The sequence below is a fragment of the Polyangium jinanense genome (assembly GCF_028435265.1).
Taxonomy (GTDB): Bacteria; Myxococcota_A; Polyangia; order Polyangiales; family Polyangiaceae; genus Polyangium; species Polyangium jinanense.
The window spans coordinates 21,699-33,066 of the sequence record NZ_JAGTJK010000081.1 but is presented as its reverse complement, the minus strand read 5'-3'; the positions used below and the strand labels follow the sequence as shown (position 1 = coordinate 33,066).

Below are 11,368 nucleotides of genomic sequence, written 5' to 3'. Positions count from 1 at the left end.
CCGCTCCCGCTCCCGCTCCCGCTCCCGCTCCCGCTTCCGCTCCCGCTTTGCGACGAGGTAGGTCAATCGGTGGGAGCTTGCGCCTTCATTTGGGGAGACGAGTCACCGGAAAAAAGGGTACCTCCAGCACCCGCTGGACAGGGTGGTGGGCCTGGACAGACAGGGCGGCGTTGGCGGTGGTTCCAGTGACGCGGGAACGGCCCAAGCGTACGTCCCACCTTGGGGTGCACCTGGCCGCCGCAAAAGGTCTACTTCCAGCCCTCGAAAAGCTGCTTCGCTACGCGAACGGAATGCGTGGGTCTCAGGACTTCGCTCGGTTGCAAGGACAGTCGGGAGTGCTCGGGCAGGGCTCGAGCGTGCCATCTCCGCCCCAGGCATTGCAGTAACAATTCGCCATCCTCTCCGAATGCCGAGTCTCGGCGAATCTGATAAGCTGCCCTGTCGCTAACGAATCGTAGGGAGGGAACAAACATGACAACATTGGGTGGCGCTCACGCAGAGTCCGCTTCGTCCGTCGTCGGTCGCCGTCGCATTCTTCAGATGCTCGGCCTAGGTGGTGCCGCGTTGACCGTCGGCTGCGCCAATGCCGTCATCGAAGGGGAGCCGGTCGGCGAGGACGACCAGCTGCTGAAAGACGGGGAGCAGAAGAAGTGTAACAACGGTTCGAGCTCCCTCTGCACGAGGCTCACCGAAGAATACGGGATCACCTTTCCCATCGTGGGCGCCGGCATCGCTTTTCACGCGCTGCCGAGCCTCGTGGCCGCCATTTCCAACGCCGGCGCACTGGGTGTTCTAGGCGGCTCTCCGGAGAGCCCGGCGCATCTCGCTCAACGGATCCAAGAGGTCAAAGCATTGACGAACCGCCCATTCGGAGTGGATCTCGTCCATGTGAGCCTCTTCGGTGGAGCCGTTCCTTCCGTCACGGAGGAACACATCGACGTTTGTGTCCAGGAGGGCGTGAGGATCGTCGTCTTCTTCTGGAACACGCCGCCTGCGAGCTGGGTAGCCAAACTGCATGCCGCTGGCGCCAAGGTCTGGATGCAGGTCGGCTCCCTGGCAGGCGCGCTGGAAGCAGTGAACGTCGGCATCGACGCCATCATCGCCCAAGGCAAGGAAGCAGGCGGCCACGTTCGTGGTGCCGCGCAGGAAGACGCAGGCGGCGGGGCCGTAACCCCGCTCGACGTGCTCCTTCCGGCCGTGGTCGAGGCAGTCGCACCCCGTATCGTGCTCGCCGCAGGTGGCATTGCGGATGGCAAGACGCTGAAGAAGGCGCTCAAGTTGGGCGCCGAGGGAGCCTGGGTCGGGACACGCATGATGGCGTCCGTCGAAGCCTACTGCCACCCTGAGTACAAGCAACGCATCGTTGCCGCGGGAGAAGGAGATACGGTCATCACCACGATGTTCGGACCCGAGTGGCCTGGCGCGCCCGTCCGCACGATCCGCAACCGTGTCGTCAACGAGTGGGCGGGCCGAGAGGACGAGATTCCGGTGCCGCCGCCGCCGCCGGCGCTCATCGGCACGACGCTCCTCTTCGGCGTCCCCTACGACATGCCGAAGTTCTCGGGGATTCTTCCCACGCCCGATACGACAGGCGACTTCGAGGAAATGTGCATGCCGGCAGGGGAGAAGAGCGCACCCCTGGTGAACGACATCAAGCCCGCCGCCCAGATCATCGAAGACATGGTCGGGCAAGCGAGAGCGCTTCTCGAAGACGAATACCTGTAGCTGTAGCGGCCTGTTGAAACCCGTACGCGCATTTTCAATCTCTCGGGCTACCTGACCCTTCTGCATGGAGTCAGTGCGCAGGATGGGTGTAGTCGAAGAACGACTTCTGGAAGACCGGCGTGAGGACCTCCCAGGTGACGATCGAACCCTGCGCGATGAAGTATGCATCGCCCGGTTTTAGAGAGAACTCGTTGCCGTCGCTGTCCGTGATCTCGAGCAAGCCGTGGAGCACCTGGGATGTGCTCATCGAAGGGGAAGACGATGCGGAGGCGCGCTGCGCCGAGTTGCTCGAACACGCCGTGCGCAGTCACGCCGTCGGGTGGAGCGTCGAACCGGATCTTGATCGTCGGATCGCCCTCGAGCACGGTGCCTCCGAGCGCCGGGATCTGCGAGGTGACATCCACGAAGTCGGCGTCGTCCATGGGGGCCCCTATACGATAGGAATCGACGCCAGCACCAGATTGCGCCTGCTCGACTTCAGCGATTGGGGGATCGTGGAGGGCGGGATCGGCGATGGGATTGGCATCGCAGCCCCAGAGGACGAGCGGACAGGCGACAAGCAAACGAAGGGACATGGTGTGCTCCTCAATTCGGGTCGAGCCTCCAAGCAAAGGGCTGCGAGGCTGTTGCTCTGGAAGAACGAGACCGCTGGCTTGTGTCACTGCGGCAGGCAATCGACGGCGCAGGTGACGGCACTTTCGCCGGGGTCGCAGCTCCCGTTGCCGCAGGTGGCCAAGCAGTCGGCGGGGCATGTGGCCACGTTCTCGACGTTGGCAGCGGTGGTGTTGCACGAGCCGTCGCCGCAGAAGGGCTCGGGGAGCGGGCCGTCCGGCGTGGTGGACGGCGAGTTGAGCCACAGGGACGGCTCGAATGCGCCCGGCCAGTAGGTGAGCACGAAGTAGGTGTCGGTGACGTCGGGTGGGATGCGTACGAGCGGTAGCGCGTCCATGTCGGGATCGAGCACGGGCTCCGATGCGAGGCCCGCGAGCGTGGCCTCGAAGTAGGGCGGAGGCTCGTTCCGCTTCACGCCGATCACCACCTCGGCCACCACCTGCTCGGCGTCGCTCCACAGGAGCAGCGCCTGCGCCAGCGTCCCGCGCCTGCACGCGGTTTCACGCATGCGCGAGTTCCAGCGCGCGGTCAGGTTGGCGCGCAGCGCGTGCGTTTGCGTCGTGGTGATCTGCCAGCGCGTGATCTTGATGGCATAATCGTCGGTGAGCGGGCGGAACTGCGCGCCGCCGAGCACCTCGTAGGCGTGGCCCTGGAAGCTGTGGTTGAACTCGGGCCGGTCGACGAACAGCACGCCGTCGAGGCGGTAATTCGCCACCACCTCCGAGATGTAACCCTGGCAGTCGAGCAGGGTGGCGCACTGGTAGAAGCCTCCCGCCCGGATCTGCGACACGTTGCCCTGGTCGTCGAAAATGAAGAACGCAGGCACGTGCTTGTTCAGCACATGGAGGCCGTTTTCGGCGGCGGCGCGCAGCATGTGGACCTGATCGTTCGCCAGCACCTTGCCCACGTCGGCGAGCGGCAGGATCGACGGGTCCAGCGTGATGTTGTTGAACTGCGCGCCGCCCACGTCCCGGAGCTCGTAGCGCGCGGCGTCTTCGCAGCTCGGCGGGCCCAGCGCTGCGCGCGCCTCGCCCACCAGGGCTTCCTCCGCGCCGCCGACGCACCCCGCGAGCGCCGCGCACGAAACGACCCAGCACGTCCGTCTCGACATGGCTCCCCTCCTGTCGGCATCGAGCCGGGGCACGCCGCAGCGCTCCTCGGTTCAATCATGGGCCGAAGCTAGCGGGCGCACGACATCTGCGCATCCCTACAATGCAGTCAGGGGGCAGCGGCGCGCATGTCAGGCAGAAGCGCGCGAGATGCCACCTCAACCTGGGTCGGTTGGCGGAGAGGCACGAGCGCGCGCATTACCCACGACCGGGCCGTATTTGCTGGGTGGAAAGGACCCCGGGAGGGGTCGCCGTTTGCTTTGGGGAAAGCTCGGGGGCTCGTTCGGGGGCATCGAGGCCCTGTCCCAATACCGATCAGACGCCGGTCGGCCCGGCTCCTGCGGAATCGCCAGCGCTTCCATTGGCTGGGGCGGCTCCCGCTTGCTCGGCCTTCTCCCTGGACGCGCGCGTGCTCCACGCAAAGGCTTCCTCAAGACTTCGGCGCGCGCAGCCGTCTCGGGCTTTCCGCGCTTCACGGTGCCCGCCACCTGGATGAGATAGCCCGAGCGGGCATTCGCCTGACCGCTTCCACGGTGCCGCGAAGTGCCCTGTATCGAGGTGCGCGAAGCAGGGGCGCTCACCTCACGGCCGCGCGCCTACCCGAGCGCCCTGCCGCCTTCGCCGCAGCGCGAGCAAGAGCCCGAGACCGATCCAGGGGGCTCCGTTCGCCGAGCCGCCCCCGACGACGCAGGCGCCACAGCCACTCTCGCTCGACGGGATTTCCCCGGTGCTACCGCCTGCGCCTGCACCCGTGGTCGTGCTCGTCGTTTCACCCGTGCTCGTGCTCGTCGCCATCATCCCGCCGGTCCCGGTCGCGCTGCCGCCGCCACCGCCGCCACCGCCGGTCCCGGTCGCGCTGCCGCCGCCACCGCCGCCACCGCCGGTCCCGGTCGCGCTCGAGCTCGAGCTCGCGCTCGACGTCGGTCCCTCGACCTGGCACACGCCGGCGAGGCAAACCCCGCCTGCACAAGGCGTATTGTCCGGCTTATGGATCGGTGAGCACACCCCATTGACCGGGTTGCAGAGCCCAACTTCGCACTCGCCCACCGGCGGGCAGACAAGCACGTTGCCACCGCTACACATCCCATTCTGGCACGTGTCCGTTTGCGTGCACGCGTCGCCATCGTCGCATTCCGCCCCATTGGCCTTTGCCGGTGTGGAGCATAGGCCCGTCGCGACATCGCAGATGCCCGCATCGTGGCACTGGTCGGGTGCCGCGCACGTCACCGGGTTCGCGCCGGTGCACGTACCCGACTGGCACGTATCCGTCTGCGTGCAGGCATTGCCATCGTCGCACGACGTGCCGTTTGGCTCGAGCGCGCCGCTGGAGCACACGCCCGTCGCCGCGTTGCACGTGCCCGCCGTATGGCACGGGTCCACCGCAGCGCACATCACCGGGTTGGCGCCGGTGCACGTCCCCGACTGGCACGTATCCGTCTGCGTGCAGGCATTGCCATCGTCGCACGACGAGCCGTTCGGCAGCGGCGCGGTGACGCAAGTCCCTGTCCCCACGTCACACGCGGACATGCCGCTGCACAGCGAGAAGAGACTCAGTCCGCTCGCTTGCACGGGTAAGTGGCTTTCGATGGTGGTACCGTCCCCGAGCTGCCCATGGAGGTTGTCCCCCCAGGCCCGGACCGTGCCGTCCGACTTCAGCGCCACGGTCTGACTGTGGCCTCCCGCCACCGCGGTGATTCCGCCGAGGTCGGTCACCTGCCCAGGCGTGTTTCGATTGATGGTGGAGTTGTCGCCGAGCTGGCCTTGGGTGTTCCGGCCCCAGGCCCAGACCGTGCCGTCCGACCTCAGCGCCAGATTGTGGTCGCCGCCCCCCGCCACCGCAATGGCAGCACCGAACAAGAACAGGCTCGTGGGAAGGTGTCGCTCGGTGAACGTCGAGTCGCCAAGCTGGCCGTGGCTGTTTCGCCCCCAGGCCCAGACCGTGCCGTCCGACTTCAGCGCCAGGGTGGTGTACATGCCCGCCGTGATGGCGGTGACGTTGTTCAGCCCGGCCACGGTCACGGGTGTGCGTCGGTCGACGGTGGTGTTGTCCCCGAGCTGGCCGTTCAGGTTGTGCCCCCAGGCCTTGAGCGTCCCGCTCGACTTCAGCGCCACGGTGTGGTCGAAGCCAGCCGCCACCGCGGTGATGTCGCTCAGCCCGGCCACCTGCGCAGGCGTACTTCGAGGCGTGTTGGTGTTGTCGCCAAGCTGACCGTAATCGTTTCGCCCCCAGGTCCAGACCGTGCCGTCCGACTTCAGCGCGACCGTGTGGTAGCCGTTCACCGCCACCGCAGCGACACCGCCGAGGCCGCTTACCTGCCCAGGAGTGGATCGATTGATGGTGGAGTTGTCGCCGAGCTGGCCTTCGGTGTTCCGGCCCCAGGCCCAGACCGTGCCGTCCGACTTCAGCGCCACGGTGTGTCCGTAGCCCGCCCCCACCGCGGTGACTCCAGCGAGGCCGTTCACTTGCACGGGCGTGTGTCCATCGACGGTCGTGCCGTTCCCGAGCTGACCGAAGTTGTTGTACCCCCAGGTCCAGACCGTGCCGTCCGACTTCAGCGCCACGGTATGGGACTCGCCGGCAGCAAGGCTCACCACCGCGCAGCGCGCCGGGTTCCCGTTGCAGTCACCCAGGCTGCCCGCTCCCGCCGTCAACGCTGCCCGCGCCTCGGCCGTCTCCTCCGACGCCGGACTCGCGGCCTGCCCGCCCCCGTCTCCTCCAGCGCTCATCCCCGAGGAATCGACGCCACAGGCGCCCGCAAGCAAAACGAGCGGCCCGAGCCACAGCGGTACATAGAATCGATGATTGATCACTTGAGTTCCTTCTTGGGAGGAGACGGCGAGAGGGCGCGCAAACGTCGCGTTTCGTCGCGAGGGCAAAGAAGCGTGCGACGACGGCGTGCCCGTTTTCCTCATTACACTGCGGGCGAGCCACGATACAACCCCTCGAATCGGACAGTGTCCGACACCTGCGCCGTCAGCGCCTCAGGCCGGAGTGCGAGCACGGCGCTTAGGGTAACCAACCGGCCCATTTGCCCTCGCGCACGACGAATCGCGGCAAACTCCCAATCGCTTCCACGCGCTCCCGAAACGAGTCCCAATACGCGCTGCACGACCCGGTAAAGGAACCGTGTCCTCCGGTCGATGCCGCTCGTACCGGTCGCCGCCATGCAATGCGGAAAGCGCGTTCGAAGGACCCACGCGCGGCGCCATCGCGCGCGGCGTGCCAAACGAAAGGCGGGCCGATTGCCGAGCTCTTCATCGATCATCCCTGACGCCCGCCACCCTCCGCCATGGCCCCGCCACACCTTGCAAGGCCCATGGCCGATCCGGCGCTCGACCTACCCCCCTTCCTCAACAGCGGTACACAATCAGATCTCGGTTGCCGCTTCCGTGAAAGTGGCGGGCCGCCCCCCTCTGCTCGTCGTGCTCGCGGGGTAGGTCTACGCGGATGCGCTGGTATTTAATGCCACTGGCATAATCTGCTCTGGCCGTGAAGGGGTGCGGTGCGCGGGTGGCGTGGCTCGAGGAGGGAATGTAGCGACAAGCCTCCGATACTCGTTTCCTCGTGATCCCTCGGCTGGCGAAGTCTGGTAACGTCTTGGCCGGAGGTACGGAGTGGGCGGGACGTCAAGCCAAATAGGTGTGTCCGCGAGAGAGCCATGGCAGGTCGAACACGAGCCATTGCGTCAGAGCGATAGGAACAAGCTCGGGAAGCCAGGACTGGCTTTCAATGATGGCAGTGCCAGCGCTGGCCGATGCGGTGCCGTTGCGCCGTCGAGCAAGCCCGGCCCCGCCCCGCGTTGCCCACGGAGGCCCCGTCGTGTCTGAAGTTGTCCGTATCCTCTCTTGGACGAGCCTGGTTTACGGGCTCCTCTCGCTTTCGAGCCCTCGGGTTGGTCACGCCGGAGGCATCGAGTCTACCGTCGCGGGCGCACGCGCCGTCGGTCGCGGTGGCGCGATGGGCGCCTCTGCGACGGGCTTCGACGCACTGCGGTACAACCCCGCCCGCCTGCACCTCACGAAACGCTGGAACATGGGGCTCGACGCGCAGCTCCACGTCACCGAGGTCTGCTTCGATCGCGAGGACCTCGACGGCACGACGTACCCGACGGTCTGCAACGAGGCGGGTCCGCTCATCGTGCCGCAGCTCGGCGTCTCGATCCCGCTCGGTAAGCGGTTCGGGATCGCGTTCGGCATCCTGCCGCCGCCTTCCGCGACATCCAAGCTCGAGTTCGGCGACCCGACCGATGGCACGATCGAGGTCGATGGGCAGCGCGTTGCCTCTCCGTCGCGGCACGCGAACGTCATCACGGACAACTCGGCGCTCTTCCCGACGGTCGGGTTCAGCGCCTCGCTGCACGAAAGGATCCGTGCGGGCCTCTCGTTCGGCTCCGGGATCGTGATGGTCAAGAGCATCTCGTACACGGCCGGCATGCCGGGGGCGGGGCCGACGCTCGACACGCGTAACGCGCTCTCCGGGGTCGACTACTTCGTGCCGAAGGTCGTCTTCGCGGTCGATGCCGAGCCGATCGACGGCTTCTCCATCGCCTCGATCACGACCTACACGGCCGACGTGAACGCCGACGCTGCGCTTTTCCTCTCGGGCCTCAGTGGCGGTGGCTTCTCGACGCGCGTCGACGGCGTGAAGGTGAACCAGCCATTTGGCTGGGAGACCGCCGTTGCGCTTCGCTACGCCCACTCCCGCTTCGACGTCGAGGTGGACGTGGCGTACCAGGGCCACGCGGCGACGCAGCAGACGACGGTCGACATCCCCGACGACGCGGCGCTCCCGATCGACGTGAGCGTCGATGGAATGCCGCTCGGCGCGCTCCCGGACGTCAAGTACGTCGAACGACGATGGAGGAACCAGTTCGTCCTCCGCGCGGGCGGCGACGCCATCGTCTTGCCGGATCGCTTGTGGCTCCGCGCGGGCGTCTCCTACGAGAGCAACGGCAACACGCACGGATACCAGTCGGTGGAGAACTTTCTCGCGCCTCGAACGGCCCTCCACGTCGGCGCCAGCGTCCGCGTGCACCAAGCGTTGCAGCTCAACTTCGGCTACTCGAAAATCTTCCAGCCGGACACGACCGTCGCGCCCGGGGACGCGCGCATCGAGCAGGGAGTCGGCTCCCGTCCGCCGCCTCTCGATGACCCGAGCCGCACCGTCTACATCAATGGCGGACGCTACCGAGGCGGCGTCCACGTGATCGCCCTCGGCCTCACGTTCGAGCTGCCGGCGCCAGAATCCAAGCCCACGCTTGCCGCCGCCAAAACCTCCGAGGACCCGGCAAACAGGGAACGGCAATGAAGAAGTACGCTTTTTTGACCCTCCTTCTCGCGGGCTGCATCGCCGATTTGAGCGTCGGGGTGCCCGAGCCGTCCGAGCAGTGCAATCCGGAAGGTCTCGACGTGCTTCTCGACGTCTTTCCGACGTGTGACCTCGGGATCTGCGGCGATATGCCCGAGCACCAGGCGCGCGGCCGCTGCGTCGACGACAATCAGCTCGGCGCCGAGCAACTCGAGCTCCTCGCGCCCTGCGCGAACACCACGGCGCCCTCGCACTGCGTACCCGTGGAGCTCGTCGTCACCGACGGCCTCACGAAGCCGCCCGTCTGCGAGTCCATCGGCGGCGCCGAAGGCCGCTGCATGTCGCTCTGCGTCCCGCAGATCCATGCAAAGCGGGACCAGCTCCCGCAGGACGTCTGCGAGGACGGAAAGCTCTGCGCGCCTTGCTACGACCCGTTCACGGGCGAGTCGAGTGGAGCGTGCGACGCGAGCGTCTGCGACGCCCCGGTCGAGCCCCCGGTCACCTTCCCGACCTGTTGCGAGGGCAAGGGCGGCGGGAGCTGCGCGCCGCGGACGCTCATACCCGACGACAAGGAAGAGAAGCTCGGCGAAGACTCGTGCGGCGAAACCCCGGAGGACGACGTCTGCGTCCCGACGGGTTTCGGCGACACGAACTACGTGCCGCCGACCTGCGACGCGGGCATCGTTCTGGGCGAAGGTCGATGCCTCCCCACGTGCATCCCGCTGGTGAGCACCATCGACATCATCTTGTCGCAGAAAGACTGCCCCGAGGCGTTCCAGGTCTGCGTTCCCTGCTCGCTCAACGGCGACTACTGCAACTGACGTAGGCTTCGCCGCGCCATCCGTGAAAGCCGCGAGAGGCCCCTCTCGCGGCTTTTTTCGTCACATCATTGACATCCGCAAGGCCACGAAGGACGTGACAAGAGCCGTCACCTCCCTGCATGCCGACGAGGCCACGAAGTTGGGCGCGGCAGGATTGCTCGGTGGGCGATGCTCCATAAACTCGCGCTATCGCGAGTGCGTGGCTCAGGAGCACGGATGATGCCGCCGAGCAAAATGGCGGTTGTGTGGTGTGGATCGCGCGGGGCTGGCTGATCGAAAAACGCAAGGCTGATCAAAAAGCGCAAAAAAACACGTGGCAGCGCGACGATCCGGCTCTGTCCTGGGCGACGGCTCTGGCAAGCGCCCGTGCGCTTCGGCTATGGTGCGTCCGCCGATGAGATACTCTTCCGTTTCCATGAACGCAGCGACGTTGAAGGGGTGGTCGGGCGGTTGACCACGCGTATCTCATTCGCCGCTCCCGTACGACCTCGCTTCCACCAGGAGATCCATCGATGACTCATCTTTTCCTTCCGCTTCGCGGATCCATGCGCCGCCGTTGCGCCGGCCTCGCGGCAACGCTCGCCATGGCCGCCTGCAGCGCGCAAGACCCCACGTCGCTCGAGGCTTCCTCGCCGGAGGCGCTTTCGGTGGCGACCTGCGTGGGGCTCACCACGGCTCCGCAATGGGAGGCCGTCCCGCAGCATGGCGACGTCCCGACCGCGCTCTGGGAGGCCGGCATCTCGTTCGCGCGCAGTAACGATCCCGATATCGTCTACCGTTTTGGCGGCCAGATCGGGGCGTTCCCCACCGATTTCACCGTGAACGACTTCTACTCCCTCGACCTCTCCACGATGACGTGGACGAACCTCGGGTCGCCCGAGACCCCCGCCCCGCGGGCCGACACGCTGATGATCCCCGGCCCCTGCGGCAATTGCGTGAGCATCGTCGGCGGCCGGGGCCGGTTCCGGACCGGCTCGGATCACATGTTCCCCGAGATGTGGACCTACCACACGAAGAGTCGTCAATGGGAACTGGCCCCGCAAGAGGAGCAGGGAGATCCATTCGCCATGCGCCGCTCGTCCGCCGCGGTCGTGGGGGTGCCGGCGATCGGCCACCCGAAGAAGAAGACGTTTTATGCGTTCGGCGGCGTGGGCAATACGCTGCCGCGATTCGCCACGACGCCCACCGGTCTGCGCGACGACCTCGCCATCTACGACGAGGAGGCGGGCTGGCAAATCGTCCCGACCTACGGCGAGAAGCCCGCGCCGCGGGCCTGGCCCGCGGGTGCGTACGATCCGGCCACCCATTCGCTACTGATCTTCGGCGGCTACCGCCTCGGGGCGGACCAGGGGCCGGACACGCCGCCCGGTGAGCTCTTCGGTCCGACCAACTACGAGAATGATCTCTGGTCGCTCAGCCTCGATACGTTCACCTGGACCCAGCTCCACCCGGAGGGAGATCTGCCGTCACCGCGCGACAACGCCGTGGTCTTTTTCGATACCGCGCACGGCGGGCTCGTCGTCTTCGGCGGGAGCGGGTTCGACAGGGTTTCGAATGATCTCTGGTTCTACTCGATGGCGGAAAACCGGTGGACCGAGATGACCCTCGATCCCATCGCCCCGATTCCCCCGGCGCGCGTGGGAGGCGTCTCCTTCGTGCGCGAGACGCAGGCGGCCTTCGAGCTCTTCCTCCACGGCGGGTCCTCCTCCGATGGTGGCTCGAGCTCGTTCTTCGACGACCTGTGGAAGCTGACCTGGTCGAAGCGCTGAAAAGAACTTGACGATGATGAAAGA

Annotated in this window: 7 protein-coding genes; 4 read left to right on the top strand and 3 right to left on the bottom strand. The window is 66.6% G+C overall.

Going from position 1 to position 11,368, the window contains the following annotated elements; genetic code table 11:
- The first annotated feature begins 564 nt into the window (after positions 1 to 564).
- On the top strand, positions 565 to 1,725 hold the full coding sequence (locus KEG38_RS51080; RefSeq protein ID WP_272428215.1) for an NAD(P)H-dependent flavin oxidoreductase: 1,161 nt from the start codon (positions 565 to 567) through the stop codon (positions 1,723 to 1,725).
- A 70-nt stretch (positions 1,726 to 1,795) separates the two neighbouring features.
- On the opposite strand, the gene KEG38_RS51075 is transcribed toward KEG38_RS51080, so the two are convergent.
- From KEG38_RS51075 to KEG38_RS51065, 3 genes are all read right to left on the bottom strand, one after another.
- Positions 1,796 to 1,972: a cupin domain-containing protein gene (locus KEG38_RS51075; protein WP_272428214.1), complete on the bottom strand. Its 177-nt coding sequence runs from the start codon at positions 1,970 to 1,972 to the stop codon at positions 1,796 to 1,798.
- A gap of 411 nt (positions 1,973 to 2,383) precedes the next feature.
- Entirely contained in the window at positions 2,384 to 3,448 is a 1,065-nt protein-coding gene (locus KEG38_RS51070) for a hypothetical protein (protein WP_272428213.1), read from the bottom strand.
- 580 nt (positions 3,449 to 4,028) lie between these two features.
- The gene (locus tag KEG38_RS51065; protein WP_272428212.1) at positions 4,029 to 6,257 is read right to left on the bottom strand and encodes an RCC1 domain-containing protein; all 2,229 of its coding nucleotides are present in this window, start codon (positions 6,255 to 6,257) and stop codon (positions 4,029 to 4,031) included.
- Between the two features lie 1,009 nt (positions 6,258 to 7,266).
- Between KEG38_RS51065 and KEG38_RS51060 the strand changes: the two genes are divergently transcribed.
- From KEG38_RS51060 to KEG38_RS51050, 3 genes are all read left to right on the top strand, one after another.
- Positions 7,267 to 8,754, top strand: coding sequence for an OmpP1/FadL family transporter (locus tag KEG38_RS51060; protein ID WP_272428211.1), 1,488 nt, complete (start codon positions 7,267 to 7,269; stop codon positions 8,752 to 8,754).
- Positions 8,751 to 9,575: a hypothetical protein gene (locus KEG38_RS51055; RefSeq protein ID WP_272428210.1), complete on the top strand. Its 825-nt coding sequence runs from the start codon at positions 8,751 to 8,753 to the stop codon at positions 9,573 to 9,575. The genes KEG38_RS51060 and KEG38_RS51055 overlap by 4 nt, the downstream gene beginning before the upstream one ends.
- A 545-nt stretch (positions 9,576 to 10,120) precedes the next feature.
- Positions 10,121 to 11,344 carry a Kelch repeat-containing protein gene (locus KEG38_RS51050; RefSeq protein ID WP_272428209.1) on the top strand — a complete coding sequence of 408 codons (1,224 nt, stop codon included), beginning with the start codon at positions 10,121 to 10,123 and terminating at the stop codon, positions 11,342 to 11,344.
- The last annotated feature ends 24 nt before the right edge of the window (positions 11,345 to 11,368 follow it).